Origin of the sequence: Lacticaseibacillus hulanensis (assembly GCF_004010095.1) — a bacterium.
GTDB lineage: Bacteria > Bacillota > Bacilli > Lactobacillales > Lactobacillaceae > Lacticaseibacillus > Lacticaseibacillus hulanensis.
In genome coordinates, this window is record NZ_RRYD01000017.1 from 1 (window position 1) to 21643 (window position 21643).

Genomic DNA, 21643 nt, shown 5'->3' on the forward strand with positions numbered 1-21643 from the left:
ATAATGTGTTAATTCTTCCTTCAGCTAAAGCTGAAGAACCTACATTTATACGAAACTTTGTTCAGTTTTCAAGGAACCACTTTTTAATTCATTGCCTCGCGACAACTTTATTATCATACAACGATGATAACTTGTTGTCAACAACTTTTTTCAATCGTGATGATTGCTTTGGGTTGCTGTGAAGCTGTTGTCGTTGCGTTTCCGCATCAGGCAACTTAAATATAGTACCAGCCAGCAATGAGTGTGTCAAAGGTTATTTTCAATTTTGTCCCAACTATTTTCCGAAAACGTGCCTGCATCCTTAACCTCATATTTATTCTTCTATAGAGTAGCACGCACAAATATCTTATTGCTGGTGCGAAAATAAATGCGAACTTTCGCCGTTGCTATCGCGCGCATCACCCCGCCTCTAACCAATCACGGTGTGAATAAACTGTTTTCCCACGCTAGACATTGCTGATGGTTAGATTAGACTGCCGGTCATGGGCACAAAAAAGCCCGGCGAACTAGGTTAGTCCGCCGAGCTTCCATGATTAAGCAAAATTAAACGCGCAGGGCCGCGACGTTCACAACTGTATCAACCCATGAATCGTCATAGAATCCTTCTTCATGGGAAACGAGCACTACCGCACCAGGAAAATCAATTAGCGCTTGGCGCAATGCATTCTTGGTGTCGTCGTCCAAGTGGTTCGTTGGTTCATCCATGATCAGCAAATTGGTCGGCTGCATCATCAAATCCGCAATCTTCACCTTGCTCTGCTCACCACCGGACAGAAGCATCAATGGTTTGTCCGCTTCTTCACGGGTGAGCGCGGTGCGACTGAGCACCTGCCGCAAAGTCCGCTGGTTCGCCGCCGGGTATTTACCCATCATGTACTGAAGTGGGGTCTGCTTTGGCACCTTCCAGTTCAGTTCCTGTTCAAAGTAACCAAAGACGACGTTCTGCGCAACTTCAACACTGCCACTGATGGCTGGCTGTAGTCCCAGAATCGTGCGCAACAGCGTTGACTTACCGACACCGTTAAAACCTTCAAGGACCAGGACTTCATCTTCCGCAATGGTGAAATTCATTGGGCTGAGCAACGGTTTGTCGTACCCAACGACCAAGCTGTCGACATCAACCAGCACCTGACTGTTTTGTTCCACGAACGGAAAGGCAATCTTGGCGTGCGCCCGGTTACCAGGTGGCGTCAGCCGATCAACCCGGGCCAATTGCTTTTCCCGACTCTTCGCCGAGTTACTACGGCTACCGGCCTTGAACTTCCGGATGTACGCTTCGGTTTTTTGAATCATTTCTTGCTGCTTGTGGAAAGCCTTCATGTAGGTCTCCGCATTGGCCGCCTTCTGCCGCATCGCCTGCTTCAGGTTACCGGTGTACTTGGTGATGGTCGCAAACTCAACGTCCAGGATGGCGTTGGTCACGAGTTGCAGGAAATCATAATCATGGCTGATAACGATAAATGCACCCTCGAAGTTTTGCAGCCAATCCGCAAGCCACTCAATGTGGTCCTTATCCAGGTAGTTCGTTGGTTCATCAAGAAGCAGCATGTCCGGTTCTTCCAGCAGCAGCTTCGCCAAAATAATCTTCGAACGTTGGCCCCCAGATAGCTGGTCCACCTTGTGATCAAGCCCGATTGCCAGTAGTCCTAGCCCACTAGCAACAGTCTCAATGCGCGTATCAATACCATAGAAATCTTTTGCCTCGAGTTCCTGCTGCAGGGCGCCCGCTTTTTCAAGCAATTCGTCGTCCGCATTCGTTGCGTAGTCTTCATATATTTGGTTAATCTTGGCTTCCTTGGCGTACAAATCGGCAAAGGCCGTCTTCAGGAAGTCGCCAATCGTCTGGCCGGGCGTCAGGTTAGCGTACTGGTCCAAATACCCAATGTGCAGGTGCTTTTGCCACACAATTTTGCCGGCGTCCGCTTCCATTTGACCAGTCAGAATTTTGATTAGGGTACTCTTCCCCGCCCCGTTTTGACCAATAATCCCTAAGTGGTCTTCTTTGTTCACCTGGAAACTGGCATCCTGATACAGCTGCTTATCGACGAAGCGCTGGCTCAGACCCGTTACCGTTAAAATACTCATTATCTTTCTCCTTAAACCAAACGGCGAAGTCGCCACCGCACCAATAATTCCAATGCGGGGACTCACCGTTTACCGACACGTCCGGCACGTTCTGTCCGACGATTAAATGCGCGTTTTAAAAAGCTGGAGTGCGCACTCTTCTCCCGTCACGTTAGCACATGTGGTATGATTATCACAACATTAGTTGGAGGATTAATCAGTTGCAGTCTAATAAAAATGACGCTCTAAAAACAATTTTACAGTTCATCGCGTTATTCGTCGCGGTGCTGGCAGCCACCATGTTGATTATGCGGTTTGTCATCAGCAAGGATGTTGTCCAGGGCCCTTCCATGGAGCCCGGTTTGGAAAGTGGCGACCGGCTAATCTCCCTGCGCCTCAAGAAGCCAAAGCGCAACGATATCGTCGTGCTTTATGCTCCCGAGTCCGACAATCCTAAACCTGGCGAGCTCTACATCAAGCGTGTCATCGGCATGCCGGGCGACACTGTTTCCAGCAAGAACGACCAACTCTACGTCAACGGCAAGAAGGTCAACCAGAATTACCTCGACCAAAGCTTCATCAAGAAGGAGCTTGACGAGGCCGCGGCTTCCCAAGGCGTGAACGCAAGCAACCTCAAGTTCACCGGCGACTTCACCCTGAAGACACTCGCATCAACGCACCGCGCCACCGTGCCCGCGGGCGAATACTTCGTCATGGGGGACAACCGCTACGTCTCGCACGACGGCCGGGCCTTTGGGTTCATCCCCAAGAGCGAAATCCAATCAGTAGTCGGGCTACGTTACTGGCCACTGTCGAAGTTCAAGATTTACTAATCTAAACCAATTAAAAACGAGCGCGTTGCGCTCGTTTTTTTGTTTTTAAGCCAACATCTCGCTAACAATCCTAACGCAAGGACCACTGACAATCAATTGGCGCCATTTACTACTATAGTTGAATCTCGTGTGTATCGATCAGTTTGCGCAACGCATTTTGAATCTGGAGCAGCGTTCCGCGGGCGTCCTTCTTGAATGCTTCAACGTAGGTCTGCCCAGTAAGAGCAGGTGCAGCAACCTCGCTGCCACCAATATCGGTGATGTGCAGAATGTTGCCGTCAATCTTGGCGGTGAAGTAACCACCCTCGGCACCCTCGTCCAGCAGTTCCTGCGCCCAGTTCTGGAGGCCGGCAATAATTACATCGTCTTCATCGCCGTACTGGCCCCCCGCAAGCTGTTTAACTTCATCCATACTCTGTGGTACACCATGCATATCATTACCTCCACGCGGACTTGGACCGCATTCAATCAGATTTTATTTACGCTTAACTTTCTTACCTGTCTATCTTACAATAAGTAAGCACGTTTGACACAAAAAAACGGGAATTTTCCCAATTTATTTGAATTATCGCCACCATTTACGTTCTCCATTCTGACCGCGGGATAAAAACTTGCGCCGAATTGGGGAACGACGGACAATTAAGTTAATAACTGGTCTGTGCTCTACCCATTACATCAATTTACTTTAGGAGGAATCAATATGGTTGAACTTTTGCTCACACGACACGGCGAAACCCAGTACAACGTTAAGGGCGTCGTGCAAGGAATCGTTAACTCCAACCTCACTGACCGCGGCGCTGCCGATGCCCAGGCTCTCGGCCGCGGATTTGCGCAAAGCGGCGTGACCTTTGACGCAGCCTATGCCAGCGATTTGCAGCGGGCGGTTGATACGGCCCAGCTGGCACTAAATGCGGCCGGCATCCAGCTACCCGTCACGAAAATGGTGGGGCTGCGCGAGCAAAACTTCGGCATGTTCGACGGCCAACCGGAAACCCAGCGGCAAGGCGCACTCGCAAAAATGCTCGCTGATGCCGGTGTCGCGAACGTCGATTCACTGAACATGAAGCAAATGGTCGATTTGGTGCGCATCCTCGACATCCACCATGGCCACAGCACGGCGGAAAACAGCAAAATGAGCATTAGCCGGTTCACCGCTGCGATGACCAAAATTGGCCAAACCGCTGAGCAAAACAATCAGGACCGCGTGTTCATCGTTGCGCACGGGGCCATCATCTGGCTTTTCCTCAACTCACTGGGCATGCCCGATGACGCCGGCTTCATCAAAAACGTCGCCGTCTCCAAGCTAATTTACCGCGACGGAAAATTCACAATTGCATCAATCAACGATCGGCAGTACGTGGAACTTGGTGGCGGCACTAAGAACGTGCCCACCCAGGAATTCAAGCTTAACTAAGTAGTCGGCCCAAAGCCGAAAAAATCCCCAGTTGCGGTGGTCCTAATGGACACCGCGACTGGGGATTTTTGATTACTCTTTGGCTTTATGCTTTAGCGGCCCAACGTGACTGACCATCCAGATAGGTTTCGGTCAAAGTCATGTCTGGCGCAAGCACGATGAAGTCCGCCGCGCGACCAGGCAAGATGCTGCCGCACTTGTCGTCGACCTTGCAGGACTTCGCGGGTACGTAGCTGGCCATCATCACAGCTTCTTCAGGTGTGTTGTTGTTCCAGTCGACCACATTCTTGACGGCGTCGTTCAGCTTCAAGATGGAGCCGGCCAAACTGTGCGCACCATCACGCAACTTGGCCATGCCGTCCTTAACGATAACTGGGAATTCACCCAGAACGTATTCACCATCAGGCATCAACCCGGCACGCATGCAATCAGTAATGAGGGCAATGTGCTCTGGTGTCTTTTCGCGAATCAGGGCTGCGGCAACTTCTGGACGAACGTGGCGCCCGTCACAGATCAATTCATCGTCGACAACCTGCGTGAACATCGCCGCACCAACCATCCCGGGTTCGCGGTGGTTCAACCCGCTCATCCCGTTGAATGTGTGGGTGAAAACAGATGCCCCGGCTTCGATGCAGGCCTTGGCCTCTTCGAACGTTGCACTGGAGTGGCCCAGGGAAACAACCTTGCCGGACTGAGCTACGTGCTTGGTGAATTCAACGGCACCCTTACGTTCTGGCGCAATGGCAATCTTTTGCAGAAGGCCCTTGGCGCTATCCTGCCATTCATCGAATTCCTTGATGGATGGGTCCTTGAAGTACTTAGGGTTCTGCGCGCCCTTGTGCTCTTCAGTGAAGTACGGGCCTTCGAAGTAAATTCCCTGAATCTTGGCCCCGGTTTCTTCGCCCTTGTGGTCCCCAATGGTCTTACATACAGCATTCAATTGGTCAAAAGAGCCAGTGAGTGTGGTTGGCAACCATGAAGTAACCCCGCAAGACAAAAGTCCTTCGCCCATTTCCTGGATTGCGTCCCAGTCATTGTCCATCACGTCGTGCCCCAAAAGCCCGTGAATGTGGGTGTCCACCAGCCCAGGTGCAACCCACTGATTGCCCAGGTCCTTGATTTCCCCTTCTGGCTTCTGACCTGCTGGGTAGTAATCACCAAACTTACCGTCATCGGTGATTTCGAGGTACCCCCCGTTTTCGGTCACATTCTTCAGGAAAAACTTTGCTGCGTGAATGTAATAACTCATTGCTATATTCTCCAATCTATTACTTACGTTCAGCGCTTTTGCATTAGCGCTTTCACAAACATTCTAACACTCGAGCGTTTGCTTGTTTACCGCCGTCAATGCAACGGGGCCGGAACTTGCGTCCCCGCCCCGTCGCTCACTTATTCATTGTCGCTTAGTTAGCCGATGCACCCCTGCAAATGCGCGATGCTTGGCCCAAAGCTACTTACCACTAATTCCAGCAATCACATCGTTGACGCGAACGATACCAGCCTTACTTTCGTCCACAATTGCGGGCGTCGATCCGAGTAATTCACCGTTGATGAAGCTGACTAACATCGGTAGGTTCATCCCCGCGTACAGTTCGAACTGTGCCTTTCCTTCCATCAACAAACGTGATGCGACGTTGCAAGGCGTGCCACCCATCAAGTCAGCAAAGACGGTGTAGTCGGTCAAGCCATCAAGTGTGGCCAGTAGCTTTTTTTCGAAATCTTCCGGTCCTTCACTTGGCTGCAAGCCAACGCTGTAAATGTTGTCCTGGGGGCCCATAATCATTTCCGCACTCTTCTTCAATTCGTGACAGAAGTCGCCGTGACTAATTAGTACCAATTCGCTCATACAATGTTTCCTCCTATGGGTTGAGCGGCAGCAGGTAAGGCGGTTGCCGCTCAACTTATTCACGCGGACACGCCACGCGGTTAACTATTGATGCAGTTATTCAAAACTGACCCTTATGTGCCCAAGCCTGAATGCTGTTCCGCCGGTCGCATAACTTCTATCTATGTTAGGCGACCATCAAGATATCATTTCGGCTTAGGTTGTTTCCTAATTAACCCTTAGCAATAACACCAAGTGCAGCAAGGGCAATGGAGACGAACAGAACAATGAAGATGGCCTTGGTGGAAGTCATGTGCTTCTTACCAAGCATCCAGTAGATGATCCCTACGATAACTGCAGGCAGCAGCTTTGGCAGGATCATGTCCAGGTTGTTTTGCAGGTTCAGTGGCACGGAGCCAATTGTTGGTGCCCAAGCAATCTTAACGTTAATCATCGTTGCAACAAGACCACCGACCATGAACACACCCATCAAGGTAGCGGCGTCGGTCAAAGCGGACAGCTGGTGCTGCATCGTGGTAACCAGGGAAACCCCCTGCTTGTAAGCAATCTTGAGTTGTACCCAACGGAATACGTTGACGGCCATCTGGGCAATAATCCAAATGAACAGCCCGGTTGGGTTACCTTGTGAAGCCATCGTGGCAGCAATTGCCCCGAAAATAGCTGGAATCAGGGAGGCGAAGATGGAGTCACCAATTGCGGCGAATGATCCCATGAGCCCGGTCTTCATCCCGGAAACAGTTTCGGCCCCGTCAATCCCTTGTTCTTCTTCGACAGCCAGGTCAATACCAGTGATGATGGTGTTGAAAAAGTTGGAAGTGTTGAAGAACTGGGTGTGCATCTTCATAACTTGCTTCAGTTCAGGGGTGTCATCCCCATAAATCTTCCGCAGTTGTGGCAAGATGTGGTACAAGTACCCAGAACCTTGCATACGTTCGTAGTTCCAACCCAACTGGAAGCCGAACAGGCTACGACGGTTAATCTGGTTAAAGTCTTTGTCAGTAAGTTTGTAGGTAGGCTTAGAGTTCGTCATCTTCGATTTCCCCCTCTTCTGCAGAATCTGAATTGCCGGCAGCTGGTGCTGCTACAGCTTTAGGCATGGAAATTGCACGCTGGTAACTGATTGCGGCAAGTGCAAGACCGATGAACGCAATGGCAAGCATGGACAAACCGTTGAAGCTGGTTGTGAATGCCTTGGATGCTGCGGCCAAGCCTGTACCAACAGTCTGAACGTCGGTGAACAGGGTGGACATCAGCATGGTGATAACAAACCCGAGGATCAGGTATGGCCAGTGCTTCTTAACTGGCAGGTAACGGAGCAAAATAGCAAAACCAACGGCTGGCAAAACGGCACCGGCAACGGAGAGACCATCCCCGAGCCACTTCCAAGGACCGTTCAGAGCATCAACAAGCTTGGTGATGAAACCACCACCCAGAGACAGACCCAGGGAAACTGGAATCATCCGGGACAGTGCCCATGGAAGTGCACCGGCAACGAAGTAACGCTGAATTCCCTTGTAGTTCATCTTTTCAACTTCGGCATCAATCCGGTGTGCGAAGAAGGTGTTGGTGAAACGACCCAGGATATCCATGTAAACCATCAGGCTGGCAACAGGAACGGCAACGGCTGCAATTGCGGCTGAAGCATCCATGCCGGCACCAACGGAAAAGGCTACGGCAATCAATGTCCCGGTGTTCGCGTCGATACGGGTTGCACCCCCGAAAGTACCAACACCGAGGATGGTAAGCTGCATCCCACCACCAATAATCAATCCGGCCTTAACGTCACCCATGACGAGCCCTGAAATAAGACCCGCAGCAACTGGTGAGCTCAATGAAGAGTAAATCTGCAGTTCATCGAGAATCTGGTAGCCGGCATAGAGCGTAATCAGTAAAATCTGCCACCATACAATGTGCATTGTTCTTCCTCCTTTTTGACAAGCGGTTAGGTAGACCATTGAATTACCAATGAATGTTTAACTATTGCCTTGAATGATCTACCTAATGCCGCTTCGTTACTTGTTCAGCAGCGGCATGAAGTCAGTCGCGGTGTCCCCAGGTGCCATCTGGCTAAACAATTTAACACCCAACTTGTCCAACTCTTTGAAGTTCTCAACATCGGCATCCACCACGTTGACGGAACGGGTAATTGACCGCGTCTCGTCTGTCTGGGACATGTTCCCAACGTTGATTTCCTTAATCGGTACCCCGAGCTTAATTAGTTCCAGCAGTGGTGCTGGTGTCTTAGCGACGATGAATACCTTCTGGGAGTCGTACTTGTGCGCCAGAATGTGGTTAGCAGCCGTCTTCACCGGCAGTACGGAAAGGCGTACGCTGGCAGGTGCTGCCATCCGCAAACCACTTTTTTCAATTGCGCTTCCGGCCACCTTGTCATCAACAACCATGATGCGCGTTGCCTGTAACTTAGTGGTCCAAAGGTTAGCAACTTGACCGTGAACCAAACGGCCGTCAATACGTGTTGCAATAATTGCCATGACCATTCCTCCTTGACCGGTATAGATGGATTAATGAACCCGTCCATCTGTACCGTAGCTTGGGTTACTATCACCAATTCCACTGCGTGTTTTGGTTCGCCACGGTGATATCAACCCTGTAACCTACAATGTAAAATCAATGCCGCAGCACCGATTTTATGAATGAAATAATTGCCTTAATGGCGTGGAATCCAAATTAGAAGTTTCTATTTTACCCTGCGTAGTCGTGCAGGATTACCCCTTTGACGACACGGTTAACGGTGCCTGATGGGGATGGGGTATCTGGTGTGTTACCAACCTTAATGGAGCTTAGCAGTGCCAGCGTTTGCGCAAACATCACATCAGGTAGTGCCTGGTACGCCTCGGGAAGCTTACTGTCACCCGTTGCAAACGCGAAGTTTTCACCGGAGAAGTTATTGTCCTGATTGGTGCCAATTGCGACGATGCGCTTGGCGATCTTGTCGTCGTTGATTTCTTCCATCACGTCCACATCATACTGGCGCGTGTAAGCATTATTGCTCAGGAAGTCAAAGACAAGCGTCTTGTCATCAACGAACGACTTAGGACCGTGCCTAAAGCCCATTGAGGTATCGAAAATTGTGGCCAACTTGCCGGCTGTTAGTTCCAAAACCTTAAGCTGTGCTTCACGGGTCAAGCCACCCAGGCTACCAGAGCCAAGGTAAGTGATGCGGTTGAAATCTTCATCGACGAAGTTTTGAATTTCCGCTTCACGATTAATGACTTCGTGACCCATGTTGACAATCGTTGCCACGTAATCAGCCTTAGCAACAGCATCCGCCTGATCAAATACAAGCAGTGCGGTCAGTGCCATGCAGGAAAAGCTCCCCGTCATCGCGAACCCTTTATCGTTCGAGCCAGCTGGCTGAAGCAACAACAGATTCTTACTCTCGCCGGTTGCGTGCCGCGCGAGGTTGCCGTCTGGTGCACAGGTAATGGTGATCTGGTGCAGGTTCTTGACCACTTGTTCAGCAAGTTCCACCGTCTTCACGGACTCTGGTGAGTTCCCGCTCCGAGCGAAGGAAACGAGTACTGTTGGTGTTTCCGGTTCGAGGAAATCATATGGCGCAGACACAATGTCCGTCGTCGCGATTGATTCAAACCGGAAGTGGCTGCGGTCGCCATGCTGATTCAGGTATGGGGTCACCGTGTCACCGGTGTACGCACTGGTACCGGCCCCCGTAAAGATGACGCGGGTAACCTTGCCAGATGCAGCATCAATTACCTTCTGCAGGAATTTGCCAATTGCATCCTTCTGCGCTGAATAGTTATCAAATGCCTCTTCCCACAATTCTGGCTGCTGCTTGATTTCCTTAGTGGTTATCTGCGCGCCAAGTGCCGTTAATTCTTCCGTCGATTTTGCAAACACGACTGTCTCTCCTCCTAACAGAGCGGAGTGTCCCGGGTTGAAGTTGAGGATTACCGTTGAATTTGGTTTGATGGGCGCTTTTCCCATCGGACCAAATTCAGTGGTAACCGCAAACTTCAGGGACACGGAGCTCGACTACATCACAGAGCGTAGCCACCCGGGTTGCTTTTGAGCATTACCGTGAGTTCAGTTTTGATGGGCGTTTTTCCCATCAGAACTGGACTCGTGATAAGCGGAAAAAGCAGGGTGGCGGAGCTCGACTACATCACAGAGCGGAGTGTCCCGGGTTGAAGTTGAGGATTACCGGGAAGGTGTCGGTGATGGGCGCTTTTCCCATCATCGACAGCTTCTTGGTAACCGCAAACTTCAGGGGCACGGAGCTCGACTACCACGAAGTTCTCCCGAACCTCGCCCTACGTCGTTGATCCACGTCCTGCACCATGGTGCAAAACGCGATAAACAAATTGGTCGGCGCGGGTCACGCTGAGCGTAAACTCAACGATTTCCCCGCTCGCACCAGTACTAGTACGTTGGACATTTAAACTAGGCGACCCCTTTGGTACTTCGAGCAAGTCTGCATCCTTGTCGGGCATCAAACTTGCATAGAAGGCCTCACGCGCATCAATTACCGGCGAATCGTACTTTTGCAGCATCACCGCGTACAGCCCCAAACGTTCAATCTCTGTTGCCGTCAGCTTTGGAAACCGATCGGCAGGCAGAAATGTTCGTTCAACCATCAGCGGAACCCCATCGGCACAACGCAGACGTTTTAGCTTGTATGCTGGTGTGCCAAGCGGGATGTTAAGTTGCTCGGAAATGTACTTAGTTGCCGGAAAATGTTCCAAGTAAACAACCCGTGAATACGGTCGCCGGCCTTGCTCTTCCATCTGCTCGGTAAAACTGTATGTGTCTGCCAAGTTTGTGGGTTCAACGAGAGGATTCGCGACGAACGTGCCGCGGCCACGACGTCGATAAATCAATCCCATCATTTCGAGTTTGGCCAATGCCGCCCGCACCGTGTTCCGACTAACGTTGTACTCTGACGCAAGCACACGCTCGGCCGGAATCTGTTGATGCGGCGTCATCTTGGTTTTAATCCGTTCACGGAGCTGATTCACCAGCTGCTCGTGTAGTGGTTGCTCTGCCTGTTCCATTTGTCCTCACCGCCTTGTATTGGTACCAACCAGAAGAAGTGTAAACGTATTCTTATTTATCGTCAACCTGACCAATTTGCAAATATGGATACTTTCCGAAAACAAAGTGATTATTGGTATACGTATACCAATAATGTTGACGAATAAGAAATATTTATAACACCCTTTAATGACGCGGTTTTGATTTGAACATCGTCAGTATGACAGGCCGGTGATTATATGCCAAGACTTTTTGGTATATATGCTGACAAAAAAAGACCAATATTTTTGAAAGCGTTGTCGAAGTATCATCGCAAATATCCTCAAAACGTGATACCACTAGGGTTTTACACCATGTAAGCGTAGTTTTCAATAAATGCCAATTATTGGTCTATACAGGTAAAACGCCTCTATATCAACGTTTGCGAATGGTACCAATTACGCTAACTATTGTCCTTTGCTATGAAAACCACTTTTTAGTGAACCACGTAGATTATTAGTCATCACGACTCCACGACAAATACCATGGCTGCGCGGTTTTTAGAGATTGGTATAGATAGATATTTTTGGTACCACATCTGACCCAATTTGCCCGTCAACGCCTCTTTTTTCACGGATTTAGCCGGAATGATAACTTGTACCTACAAATTTTTATCTCATTTATCATCAATCTTTCAATTACAAGTTATGTTTATTTTGTTCGTTTTATGCCCAAAATCCTTGTTAGACCACAAAAAAAGAGCGTCCACGAATTGTGAACACTCTCCTAATATAATTATAAATCTTTAATGGCCTTCTGCACTGCGACCGCATCGGTCATCCACGGGGTGTTAACTCCACGAATCCGCTGGTGATTTTCCGCACCCTTACCCGCGATGATCACAATATCTTCTGGTGCACTCGCCGCAATTGCATCCGCGATGGCCTTTTGCCGATCCAGTTCAACGTGAACGTGCACGCGCTTGCTGTCGATATTTTCTTCAATATCGCTGACAATCGATTCAGGGCTCTCAAAACCAGGGTTATCCGTCGTCAGGAACGCGTCATCAGCATAATCGTTCAGCACGCGGGCAAAATCGCCGCGCCGCGAAACGTTCCGGTCACCCGTTGCCCCAATCACCACCAGCAGACGCGGATTGTTGAACTCCGCGTTGAGAAAACTAAGCACGGATTTCAGGCTTGAGTAATTGTGCGCGTAGTCAACATAGACGTGTCCGTGACCAGGCACCGTGTATTCTTCCATCCGGCCCGGAATAGTTACCCTAGATAGGCCGTTTGCTGCCGTTGTCGCGTCGACGCCCGCCAATCCCGCACTAATCACGGCCGCCGCTGCGTTGCTTTCGTTGTAGTCACCCGTTACCTGAATGCAGTAATTGCCGCCAACATTAAGCGCCACCGCCTTATCCGTTACCGGAATCAGGGTGAATTCACTGTGTTGGGTACCCGTCGTGTGACTGTCATAGCGAAAATCAATTTGCAAATCTGGATTTTTCGGGGTGAACGTTGCCGAGGCATATAGGTACACACTATCGGCGTGGGTGGTTGTCCTGGCCGCCGCGTATACCTCATCGAAGTAATCCGTTTCGGCGTTAATAATCACCTTCCGCGAGTTCACAATCATCTGCATCTTGCAGTGCAGGTAATCTGCAAAATCCTTGTGCTCGTTTGGCCCAATGTGATCAGGAGCCACATTCAGGAAGACACCAACATCGTAGGTTAGACCGAAGACCCGGTTACGCAGATATGCTTGGCTGGAAACTTCCATCACCAAATCAGTGAGCCCGTTGTTAACCGCCGTGCGCATGTCGTGGAACAGGTCCATGCTTTCCGGCGTGGACAGGTCGGAGCGAAACTGTTCCCCCTCACCGAAACCAACAACCCGGTCGATGGACGAGAACAGTGCCACGTGCTTTGGGTGGGCCGCTTCAAGAATTCCACGAGTGAAGTAGGCTGATGTGGTTTTACCTTGGGTGCCCGTGTACGCAATAACGTGCAAATCGTCTTGGGGAAAATCATAAAAGGCCGCGCTCAAAATCGCCATCGCCTTGGTGATGTTCACCACGATGAGGGCGTTCAACCCATTTCCTTCAACGTAAGGTTTCTCGGCAACATAGGTCGTTGCCCCATTATCCTTGGCCATCGATAGATAAATCGGCCGGAACTTGGCGCCCTTACAAAAGAACAGCGTCGGCCCGCTAACCTTCCGCGAGTCGTACGCAATCCCACTCATTTCTGCGGCCGTGTCGTTCTGCACGGCACTGCTTTTCAATAAGTGATGCTCCTTCAAGAGTAAAATGCATGCTTGTAATGAGATGCTCATATTCTTCGTCCCATCCTTCTAGTGGCGCTTACACCACTGGGTTAATTATATGGTACTGCAGGTTAATTCGCAAAGCCCTTTCATTAGCCTGCTATGTCACCAATACCACCTAGTCGCTGCGGCTGCCGCCCGCTTTAATTGAAGTCACCCATGAGCGTTACGGCACTCAGAACCACGTCGTAATCCCCCGCAGGTGCGTGCACCGTGCACGTGTCGCCCGCCTTGTGGTTCAATATTGCCGCGCCAAGTGGGGAAACGGAGGTCAAATTCTCCTCGGTGATTTCGGCTTCGGCGGGACCGACCAGGTTATACTCATCCTCATCGCCATCTTCATCGCTAAACCGGATTGTCACCCGCTTGCCCAGCGTTGCAACCCCGTCGTCTGCCACCTTCACGACTTGCCCATAGCGCATCTCTTTATCCAAAAAGCGCATGCGCCCCTCGAGACCACGCAGCTCACGCTTGGATTCAGTATACTCTGCGTTTTCGGAGCGGTCCCCAAGTGCCGCGGCCGCAGCCACCCGCTTAATCAGTGCCGGTCGTTTTGCCTTGCACCGCTCAATCTCTGCCGCAAGCCACGCCATCCCTTGAGGTGTGATGTCGAAATAATCCATATACTTACCCTCCACAACCGGACGCACCGCGTCCTAGTTTTATATGGCCTATTGTGCCTAGCTTCGTCCATTTAAGCAACCGTATTCAGGCATCTTTATCATTTTGTCGCATCTGGTAATTCAAAATATCGTTGCCGTTCGGGCGTCAACCTCGGCCACCTAATAGTTTTGACCAAGCAAAAAAGCCGACCGCAGCCAGCTTTCATGCGTTAATTATTAGAATAGATTACTAAAGAAGTTGCCAATCCCGCGGAACATCAGCCGGATGAATCCTGCCTTTTCTACCGTCTTGGTTGTCTTCACCTGCACTGCAGTTTCGCTTCCATCAACGTAACCGAGGTCATCGCCCTTAACGTTCACGGTAACGTTGCCAACCGTCGTGCCCTTCTTGATTGGCGCGGCAAAGGTCTTCTTGGCTGCCTTGTAGCTCAGGGTAACGTCCTTCTTGGTCGTGCCGGTTGGAACTGGGACGAGTACAGCCTTGCTCGTTTTAACGGCAACGGTTGTGTCCTTACCCTTGTCCACATTGATGGTCTTGTGGACAGCAACGCTTGCGTTCTTGCCAACAACCTTCATTTCGGTCCAGTTGCTGAAGGTCCAGCGCATCAGCGTTGCGGTCTGCTGGAAACGCTTGGTGGCACCCGTACCGCCAGCGTTCAGTACAACCGTGATGATTCGCATTCCGTTCTTCGTTGCGGTCCCGGTGAAGCATTCACCGGCAGAATCGGTCGTCCCGGTCTTAAGCCCGTCAACATTCAAATCATCCTGGTGGTAAACAAGACCTGGAAGCATCCAGTCCCAGTTGTCCATCTTGGTGGCGTCGTCAGTCCCCGCACGGAAGGTCTTGTGCGGAATACTGGTGGTGTCGAGCACGTCGGGGAAATCAGCCAGCAACTTGGACGCAACGATTGCCATATCCTTGGCACTCATCTTGTTCTCGTCGCTCTTGCTGGTGCCGGCCACGATGTTGTTGCCCAAGTCAGAGTTGTTCAGGCCACAAGCATTGACGATGGTGGCGTCACTGATTCCCCAGCTCTGGAGCTTCTTATTCATCATGTCGATGAACTTGTCCTGGCTTCCGGCAACAATGTTCCCCAGCTCCATGGCTGCGGCGTTGGCGGAGTAAATCAGGGTTGCTTGGTAAAGTTCCTTCACGGAGTATGAACCATCCGCACGCAGAGGAACGTTGGAAAGCTTCTTATCCTGGCTAACCGTGTAGATTTCGTGATCTGGCGTTACCTTGTCAGTCCACTTCACCTTACCGGACTTGATGGCCTCGCGCAGCAGGTACACAGTGACCAGCTTGGTCATGGACGCGATTGGCAAAGATGTGTCCGCGTTCTTTGCGTACAGCACCTTCCCCGTTTTGGCGTCAACACTGATTGCGGCCTTCGCATTGACGTTAAGCGTGCTGGCAACAGAGTCGGTCGCAGCACTTGCATTAACTGCTGGCAGTACCGTTGCCCCAATCGTCATCGTCGCCAGCAAGGCCACGATGTTACGGAAGAACTTCTTCATCACTCTATCCTCTCTATGGGTAGCTATTTGGATGATTATACGCGGTAGCCACCACTAACGAACATTTTTGTGCCACTTCCGGCGCATGCAAAAGTGGGCGCTTTCGTTACAATACACTAACCATTTTACACGGCTGACCCAGCAAAACAATGCCACAAACGCGAATAACACGTTCATATTTGTTAAATAACTATGCTTGGGCCTGCTTGTCCGGTGTCAGCGTCATCCCCGTCTTCAGCGGCAGGTGCATCACAAAGGTGGTCAAGTCCCGGTTGGAATCCGCAAAGATGTAACCGCCGTGGAGCGTGACGATGCTCTGGGCAATTGCCAGCCCGAGCCCCGACCCGCCCGTTTCCTGCGAGCGGCTCTCTTCAACCCGGTAAAAGCGGTCGAAAAGTTGGTTAAGGGACGCACTCGGAATTTGCTGACCGTCATTGGCCACGCGTACCACAACCTCAGAGCCAATCTTCTCCGCGCTAAGGTAGACGTGTTTGGCACCCTTACCATACTTAAGCGCATTGATAATCAGGTTGTTAAACACGCGCCCGAGTTTCTCCGAGTCGGCTTCCATCATGAGCGGTGACGGATTGCACTGCACGTCGAACTCAATACCTTTCTTCTGCGCCTCGAGTTCAAAACTCGCCGCGAGTTGGTCGAGCATCGCCGACATGTCAAACTTGGCCAGGGTCAGCTTGGTTGTCGTACTGCGCACCTTCGTGTACTCGAACAGGTCCTCAACCAGCACCTTCATCTGCTTGGCCTTGAGGTACGCCGTGTGCACGTACTTTTGCATTTCGGCTTCGGTGCGGTACTGGCGGTCTTCAATCAACCCAAGGTAGCCAATGATTGACGTGAGCGGCGTCCGAATGTCATGCGACACGTTCGTAATCAGCTCGTCCTTGCTGGCTTCAATCTTGCGCTCTTCGTCCATCGACTTCACGGCGGAGTCAACTAGTGCGTTAATGCTCGCGACAACCTTTTTCATGTCCGGGCCGACTTCCAGCCGAATCCGGTGGTTCAGGTGACCTTCCGCAATATAGTGCAGCTCGCCGATGATGTGGCGCAACTGCATTTGCCGGTAACGACGAATGAGCCGCCAGTACAAAACGATGACGTCGGCAATGCTCATCAGAATAATGAACAGATTCTGCCAGCTCCACAGGTGACTGCCGCCAAACGTAATTGTCGTCTTGATGGTCCAAATCGCGCTTGCCCACTGCTGATCACTTGCAATCATCTGGTTAATCATCACGATGATGGCAAAGTTCAAAAGCAGCAGCAAAATAACCGTGACTATTCCTTCAACCCACAGCTCGGATTTCTCTTTGGTGGTGAGGTGAATTTTTTCACTGGCCATCTTTATGCCTCAACTTTGTAACCCACACCCCAAACAGTCTGAATTACCTTCTCACCGTCAGTTGCTTCTTCAATCTTGTCGCGCAGGTGGGAAACGTGGACCATGACCGTCTTCGCGGACACGATGGATTCTTGCTGCCAAACGCGTTCGAAGATTTCATCTGCGGAAAAGACGCGGTTCGGGTGGCTCGCAAGCAGGTACAAAATCCCAAACTCAAGCGCGGTCAGGGAAATCTGCTTGCCCGTAATTGTCACAACTTCGTGGCTGTCCTTATTAATCTTCAGCGGGCCAACTTCCAAAACATCGGGCGTGGTGTTCTGCACCGTGTTCTGGCTCCGGCGCAGCAAGCTCTTCACGCGCGCCATCACCTCAAGTGGGTTAAACGGCTTGGTGACGTAATCGTCCGCCCCGGTAATTAGCCCTTGAATCTTGTCCATGTCACCAGTCTTCGCGGAAACAATGATGATTGGAATCTGGCTGTCCTTGCGCACTTCTTTGACAACTTCCATCCCGGACATGTTTGGCATCATGATGTCGAGCACCATGAGGGCGATGTCTGGATTCGTTACCAGTTTCGTAATGGCTTCCTTCCCTGAGTAGGCTGGGATGGGTTCGTAGCCTTCATTAGTAGCGTAAATGCTGAGCAATTCAACGATTTCTTTGTCGTCATCTACAATTAAAATTTTCATTCGATATAACCTCTTCCAATATTGTGGTAGTGGTATTGCTAAACCCAATTCTACCAAAAACAACATCAGATGCGGTAACCATTACCACTTTTATGCAAAAGATAAAGTTTAGTGACCCCACGCTACCCTTTACGCTGTCCGGCAGTGTGAGTGGTTTTGTAGTCGCTGGGTACTGAGTGGTATAGGATCCGCGCCTAGGCGGGGCCGGTGCGCGTTCCGTGCGGCTGGGATTTTCCGTGCGGCCGGTTGAAGCCCCAAAAACCGGGTCTTCAACCTAAAAATTGAGCCCCGCATGCCCGTTCTTCGGGTTACGAACTTGATACGTATTGTTAGGACCTACTGGAAATCTTTTTCTCCTGGCGGGTCTTAATTTTTGCCGGCTATGGTGTGGAGAAGCCCGATGCAAAAACCGCATCGGTCTTCTCTCACCATAGCTTTCACAGGAAAATCCCAGCCGCACTACACGCGCACCGCCCCCGCCCAGTCGCTACAACGTTGTTAAAGTTCTCAGCCATTGACGATGTTCAGATCTAGTGCCATCTTGCCATCTATAGGGATTAACGGTGAATCTGAATCTATATATCCAGCGGAGCGTTGTGGGGTTTGGCCGGAGAGTCCGGGCTGGGTCTCGGGTATGCCGCCCAGCCGTGGCAACAAGAAAACACGATGTGACGACTGCGGTTTTTGCAGTTGGCACATCGTGTTTTCTTGAGGGAAAAATTTAGATTTGTGTGAGGAGCACTGTGGATTTTGGGTACGAGTTAGAACATGCGATTACATGCCAAGCATCGTACGAGTTAGGTTCAGGCTGCGACGATGCAAAGCTAAATTTTTAGTCTGGAGACGGCGTACTTCCGGCTCCAGACGACCGCCACAGCGACCACGGCGAAGCACACCCGAGGCCCAGCCCGGACCCGGAGGCCAAACCCCACAACGCGGAGCGACGCCACTGGTCTACCTCTGCAATCACGCTGATGCTGCCGGACAACGTCAGTGCATCGCTACTTCACAAGCAAGAATTCCAGTTCCTTGCGCATTTCTGCCTTCGTTGTCGCGGTCATTTCACGTTGGTTGGAGATGAGCAGCGCCTCGTAAAGGTGGCGTTGCAGGATATCCATGACTAGGTTCGTCAGTACCGGAATATCCTTATCCGTCCGCTGAATCATCGCCGCAAGTGGTAACATTGCGTCGTGAATTTCCTGCTGAATGGCGACAAGAATTGTCTTCATCCAGCTGGATTCCTCATCTGAAAGCAGCATCCGTTCGCGCACCGTAATCATGAAGGACTGATAATTATCTTCCCGCGTGAACAGCTCCCACACCTTGGTGAATAAGTGCATGATGCGGTCGACCAGGTCATCGACATTATCGACACCAGAGAAGTCGAAGGTGATTTCACTCACGCGACTTTCAAGACCCTGCTGGACGATTGTATCCAGAATTTCCTGTTTACCGTGGGGGAAGTAATAGTACAGCAACCCATCAGCAATGCCTAAAGTCTTATTCAGTTCGCGAGTAGTTGTTCCTTCGAACCCCTTCTCGGCAAACAAATCGCGGGCAACGTCCAATATCTTGGCGCGTTGATCGTCACTTTTAGTCATTTTGTCCTCACTTGCCTATTGTTTGGTGGTCCAAATGGTTAGCACCACCACATATTTTGTCCTTTTGCAAAAATTGACCACAGCTTAAGCTGCAGCCAATTGCTATTTTCTACCCCTATTACATAATGCCAATCGTTTGCAGAATAAGGTAGACATTCAGTAGAACCAATACCACCGTGGCGATCCACGCGCAGATCTTAATCCACATCTTGTTGGCAAATTCACCCATGAGCTTCTTGCTGCTTGCAAAAATCACCAGTGGTACGACCGCGAACGGCAAGGCGATACTCAGGAAAACCTGCGAGAAGGTCAGTAAGTTTTCAATTTTGGCTTCGTTACCGTGATAAATGAAGGCGAAAATCAAAACTGGCGTAACGGACAGCAACCGCGTAACCAGACGCTGAACCCACATTGGGGCCTTAATCCGGACGAACCCTTCCATTACGATTTGCCCGGCAAGCGTCCCGGTAATCGTGGAGCTTTGCCCGGAAGACAGCAGCGCAACGGCAAACAGCATACTGAGGACTGGACTCGCAATTGCCCCCACGATTTGCGGATTGTTCAGCGAGTTGAACAGTTCGGTGAAACGACCCAAAGAGCTGTTGGTCCCGTAAAACAGCGCCGCCCCCAGAATAAGGAGCATGCTGTTAACGATGAACGCAAGGAACAACTGCATGTTGGAATCGATTGTCGCAAAGCGCACCGCCTGCTTCAATTCAGCACGGTTCTTACGGTCAACCTTCCGCGTCTGCGAAATGGAGGAACCCAGGTACAGGTCATGCGGCATAACGGTCGCACCGACAATCCCCAGGGTCAAGTACAGCATCCCGTGGTTGGTAATGATTTCGCTGGAAGGAATGTAACCAGTGATAATTCCGCCGATGCTTGGTTCAGCAAGTAAGACTTCGTAGCCGAAAACAACAACAATGACGGCAACAAGCGTGGCAACAATTGCTTCAATCTTGCGGAACCCAAGCTTCATCAGTAGCAGGAGGAGCAGAACGTCCAGTGCCGTAATGCAGATACCCACAATCAGTGGAATACCAAACAACAGCTGGATGGCAATCCCGGACCCAATGATTTCGGCGATATCCGTCGCCATAATCGCGAGTTCGGCGATTACCCACAGAATGAAACCGCCTGTCTTGCTGGTGTGCTCACGCGTTAACTGCGCCAAGTCCTTACCCGTCACAATGCCCAGCTTCGACGCCATAGCTTGGAGCATCATGGCAATCAAACTGGAGATCAGCACAACGGCTAAGAGCTTGTACTTGTACTGCGCACCACCGGCAATCGACGTGATCCAGTTACCCGGATCCATGTACCCGACGGCAATGAGAACCCCGGGGCCCATGAATGCCTTAAAGGTCTTCCAAAAGCCCGCGTTCTTTGGCACCTCAATTGTGCCGTTAACTTCATCTAGGCTTCTGCCCACTGCTTCGTCAGTGTGTACATCATTTGCTTTCATGATAATACCTCTTTCCTATTGGCTTAGAAATTCGGTGATCAATGAGGCGCGCACCCGAGTTCGAACCGTCGCGCTTGTCCAGCGTGGCAACTCCGGATTACTTCAACCGTGTCGGCTTCCAAATCAATCAGCTAATTCACTTTTTTAGTTGAGCGCCCGCTCAACTTATCCCATAATTAATATACGCGCTTTTTTCTGAAAAGCAACCCTTTTTGAGCGTCCGTTCAAAATGTTTTTTGGGACACCAAACTAATTGACGACAAAAGCCGAGTGCTGGCGGAAAATCACGGTTACTGGCACTCGACTTTCATGATAATTTAGTTGCGATTTATCGCTAATCTGTCATTTTATCGGCGCACTACCTCACGCCGCTTACATCAAAACCACGCAAAAGTGTTCGGATATTCAGGCATCCTGACTGTTGGGCAAGTGCGTGAGTGTTGGGGCAAGCTCACCATCCTGCAGCTTGGTCAGACACTGCGCGTTGTCTTTGGTATTCACCATGATTTTGTATTGCTCACTGCTCGTACCAAACTGAACGTTCATCCCCTCCATTTCGGGATTAACGTTAAAGTCGCGCACCTGACTCAGCGGAATGTGCACCGCCCGCTCGGCCGCGCGCTGCGGATTGATCATCAGGCCGTCGTACGTGAAAATCAGCTCTGAATCCGTGAACGCAAGCAGACAAACCGGATCACGCCACAGCAAATCACCCTTGTGCTGATTTGCGAGCACGGGCGCGGCACTGGCCAGATTCTGCGTGGCGTAGTTCAGGTCACGGTGACCAATTAGGTAATCAGTCGCAACAGCGACACCGCACAACTTAAAAAACTGAGCAATCTTTGCTTTTGAACCCGTAAAACTCATATTGACTCCCTCTTCACTAGCCGAATAAACCGCTATCAAC

20 protein-coding genes are annotated in these 21643 nt (G+C 50.7%); 3 read left to right on the forward strand and 17 right to left on the reverse strand.

The window, feature by feature from the left end; translation table 11 throughout:
• Window positions 1-543: 543 nt before the first annotated feature.
• Entirely contained in the window at window positions 544-2085 is a 1542-nt protein-coding gene (locus tag EKN00_RS05595) for an ABC-F family ATP-binding cassette domain-containing protein (protein WP_127849171.1), read from the reverse strand.
• Between the two features lie 200 nt (window positions 2086-2285).
• Here EKN00_RS05595 and lepB point away from each other — a divergent pair, with 200 nt between their 5' ends.
• Entirely contained in the window at window positions 2286-2897 is a 612-nt protein-coding gene (lepB, locus tag EKN00_RS05600) for a signal peptidase I (protein WP_127849172.1), read from the forward strand.
• 112 nt (window positions 2898-3009) lie between these two features.
• Here the strand turns inward: lepB and EKN00_RS05605 are convergent, their stop codons facing one another.
• Window positions 3010-3330 carry a hypothetical protein gene (locus tag EKN00_RS05605; protein WP_127849173.1) on the reverse strand — a complete coding sequence of 107 codons (321 nt, stop codon included), beginning with the start codon at window positions 3328-3330 and terminating at the stop codon, window positions 3010-3012.
• 267 nt (window positions 3331-3597) lie between these two features.
• Here EKN00_RS05605 and EKN00_RS05610 point away from each other — a divergent pair, with 267 nt between their 5' ends.
• Window positions 3598-4311: a histidine phosphatase family protein gene (locus EKN00_RS05610; RefSeq protein WP_127849174.1), complete on the forward strand. Its 714-nt coding sequence runs from the start codon at window positions 3598-3600 to the stop codon at window positions 4309-4311.
• 85 nt (window positions 4312-4396) lie between these two features.
• Here the strand turns inward: EKN00_RS05610 and nagA are convergent, their stop codons facing one another.
• The 6 genes from nagA to EKN00_RS05640 form a co-directional block, all read right to left on the reverse strand.
• The gene (gene nagA, locus EKN00_RS05615) at window positions 4397-5560 is read right to left on the reverse strand and encodes an N-acetylglucosamine-6-phosphate deacetylase (RefSeq protein ID WP_127849175.1); all 1164 of its coding nucleotides are present in this window, start codon (window positions 5558-5560) and stop codon (window positions 4397-4399) included.
• Between the two features lie 201 nt (window positions 5561-5761).
• Window positions 5762-6157 (reverse strand): PTS sugar transporter subunit IIA, encoded by a 396-nt coding sequence (locus tag EKN00_RS05620; RefSeq protein ID WP_127849176.1) that lies wholly within the window; start codon window positions 6155-6157, stop codon window positions 5762-5764.
• A gap of 211 nt (window positions 6158-6368) precedes the next feature.
• Window positions 6369-7187, reverse strand: coding sequence for a PTS system mannose/fructose/sorbose family transporter subunit IID (locus tag EKN00_RS05625; RefSeq protein ID WP_127849177.1), 819 nt, complete (start codon window positions 7185-7187; stop codon window positions 6369-6371).
• Window positions 7174-8073, reverse strand: coding sequence for a PTS mannose/fructose/sorbose/N-acetylgalactosamine transporter subunit IIC (locus EKN00_RS05630; protein WP_127849178.1), 900 nt, complete (start codon window positions 8071-8073; stop codon window positions 7174-7176). The genes EKN00_RS05625 and EKN00_RS05630 overlap by 14 nt, the downstream gene beginning before the upstream one ends.
• Before the next feature lie 96 nt (window positions 8074-8169).
• Window positions 8170-8649, reverse strand: a complete 480-nt coding sequence (locus tag EKN00_RS05635; protein WP_127849179.1) for a PTS sugar transporter subunit IIB — start codon at window positions 8647-8649, stop codon at window positions 8170-8172.
• 211 nt (window positions 8650-8860) lie between these two features.
• Complete coding sequence (locus EKN00_RS05640) at window positions 8861-10036, reverse strand: SIS domain-containing protein (protein ID WP_127849180.1); 1176 nt, start codon at window positions 10034-10036, stop codon at window positions 8861-8863.
• Between the two features lie 287 nt (window positions 10037-10323).
• On the opposite strand from EKN00_RS05640, the gene EKN00_RS10820 reads away from it, so the two are divergent.
• Window positions 10324-10461, forward strand: coding sequence for a hypothetical protein (locus EKN00_RS10820; RefSeq protein ID WP_164848041.1), 138 nt, complete (start codon window positions 10324-10326; stop codon window positions 10459-10461).
• Here the strand turns inward: EKN00_RS10820 and EKN00_RS05645 are convergent.
• The 9 genes from EKN00_RS05645 to EKN00_RS05685 form a co-directional block, all read right to left on the reverse strand.
• Window positions 10450-11190, reverse strand: coding sequence for a GntR family transcriptional regulator (locus EKN00_RS05645; RefSeq protein WP_127849181.1), 741 nt, complete (start codon window positions 11188-11190; stop codon window positions 10450-10452). The two genes, EKN00_RS10820 and EKN00_RS05645, sit on opposite strands and share 12 nt — an antisense overlap.
• A 754-nt stretch (window positions 11191-11944) precedes the next feature.
• Window positions 11945-13489: a UDP-N-acetylmuramoyl-L-alanyl-D-glutamate--2,6-diaminopimelate ligase gene (locus EKN00_RS05650; protein WP_127849182.1), complete on the reverse strand. Its 1545-nt coding sequence runs from the start codon at window positions 13487-13489 to the stop codon at window positions 11945-11947.
• Window positions 13490-13623: 134 nt separating this feature from the next.
• The gene (locus tag EKN00_RS05655; protein ID WP_127849183.1) at window positions 13624-14103 is read right to left on the reverse strand and encodes a GreA/GreB family elongation factor; all 480 of its coding nucleotides are present in this window, start codon (window positions 14101-14103) and stop codon (window positions 13624-13626) included.
• A 216-nt stretch (window positions 14104-14319) separates the two neighbouring features.
• Window positions 14320-15621, reverse strand: a complete 1302-nt coding sequence (locus EKN00_RS05660) for a serine hydrolase (RefSeq protein ID WP_127849184.1) — start codon at window positions 15619-15621, stop codon at window positions 14320-14322.
• Between the two features lie 190 nt (window positions 15622-15811).
• Window positions 15812-16963, reverse strand: coding sequence for a sensor histidine kinase (locus tag EKN00_RS05665; protein WP_479680742.1), 1152 nt, complete (start codon window positions 16961-16963; stop codon window positions 15812-15814).
• Between the two features lie 17 nt (window positions 16964-16980).
• Window positions 16981-17667 (reverse strand): response regulator transcription factor CroR, encoded by a 687-nt coding sequence (croR, locus tag EKN00_RS05670; RefSeq protein WP_127849186.1) that lies wholly within the window; start codon window positions 17665-17667, stop codon window positions 16981-16983.
• A gap of 1001 nt (window positions 17668-18668) precedes the next feature.
• The gene (locus EKN00_RS05675) at window positions 18669-19268 is read right to left on the reverse strand and encodes a TetR/AcrR family transcriptional regulator (protein WP_127849187.1); all 600 of its coding nucleotides are present in this window, start codon (window positions 19266-19268) and stop codon (window positions 18669-18671) included.
• A gap of 118 nt (window positions 19269-19386) precedes the next feature.
• Window positions 19387-20736 (reverse strand): Nramp family divalent metal transporter, encoded by a 1350-nt coding sequence (locus EKN00_RS05680; RefSeq protein ID WP_127849188.1) that lies wholly within the window; start codon window positions 20734-20736, stop codon window positions 19387-19389.
• A 405-nt stretch (window positions 20737-21141) separates the two neighbouring features.
• Complete coding sequence (locus EKN00_RS05685; RefSeq protein ID WP_127849189.1) at window positions 21142-21603, reverse strand: hypothetical protein; 462 nt, start codon at window positions 21601-21603, stop codon at window positions 21142-21144.
• Window positions 21604-21643 lie beyond the last annotated feature (40 nt).

What these genes read in the sequence shown, in the direction of transcription:
- EKN00_RS05630 (WP_127849178.1), bottom strand. Translation starts at nt 8,073, where the DNA reads ATGCACATTGTATGGTGGCAGATTTTACTGATTACGCTCTATGCCGGC.
- EKN00_RS05680 (WP_127849188.1), bottom strand. Translation starts at nt 20,736, where the DNA reads ATGAAAGCAAATGATGTACACACTGACGAAGCAGTGGGCAGAAGCCTA.
- EKN00_RS05650 (WP_127849182.1), bottom strand. Translation starts at nt 13,489, where the DNA reads ATGAGCATCTCATTACAAGCATGCATTTTACTCTTGAAGGAGCATCAC.
- EKN00_RS05595 (WP_127849171.1), bottom strand. Translation starts at nt 2,085, where the DNA reads ATGAGTATTTTAACGGTAACGGGTCTGAGCCAGCGCTTCGTCGATAAG.
- EKN00_RS05625 (WP_127849177.1), bottom strand. Translation starts at nt 7,187, where the DNA reads ATGACGAACTCTAAGCCTACCTACAAACTTACTGACAAAGACTTTAAC.
- EKN00_RS05645 (WP_127849181.1), bottom strand. Translation starts at nt 11,190, where the DNA reads ATGGAACAGGCAGAGCAACCACTACACGAGCAGCTGGTGAATCAGCTC.
- EKN00_RS05610 (WP_127849174.1), top strand. Translation starts at nt 3,598, where the DNA reads ATGGTTGAACTTTTGCTCACACGACACGGCGAAACCCAGTACAACGTT.
- EKN00_RS05660 (WP_127849184.1), bottom strand. Translation starts at nt 15,621, where the DNA reads ATGAAGAAGTTCTTCCGTAACATCGTGGCCTTGCTGGCGACGATGACG.
- croR (WP_127849186.1), bottom strand. Translation starts at nt 17,667, where the DNA reads ATGAAAATTTTAATTGTAGATGACGACAAAGAAATCGTTGAATTGCTC.
- EKN00_RS05620 (WP_127849176.1), bottom strand. Translation starts at nt 6,157, where the DNA reads ATGAGCGAATTGGTACTAATTAGTCACGGCGACTTCTGTCACGAATTG.
- nagA (WP_127849175.1), bottom strand. Translation starts at nt 5,560, where the DNA reads ATGAGTTATTACATTCACGCAGCAAAGTTTTTCCTGAAGAATGTGACC.
- EKN00_RS05655 (WP_127849183.1), bottom strand. Translation starts at nt 14,103, where the DNA reads ATGGATTATTTCGACATCACACCTCAAGGGATGGCGTGGCTTGCGGCA.
- EKN00_RS05675 (WP_127849187.1), bottom strand. Translation starts at nt 19,268, where the DNA reads ATGACTAAAAGTGACGATCAACGCGCCAAGATATTGGACGTTGCCCGC.
- EKN00_RS05605 (WP_127849173.1), bottom strand. Translation starts at nt 3,330, where the DNA reads ATGCATGGTGTACCACAGAGTATGGATGAAGTTAAACAGCTTGCGGGG.
- EKN00_RS05685 (WP_127849189.1), bottom strand. Translation starts at nt 21,603, where the DNA reads ATGAGTTTTACGGGTTCAAAAGCAAAGATTGCTCAGTTTTTTAAGTTG.
- EKN00_RS05635 (WP_127849179.1), bottom strand. Translation starts at nt 8,649, where the DNA reads ATGGCAATTATTGCAACACGTATTGACGGCCGTTTGGTTCACGGTCAA.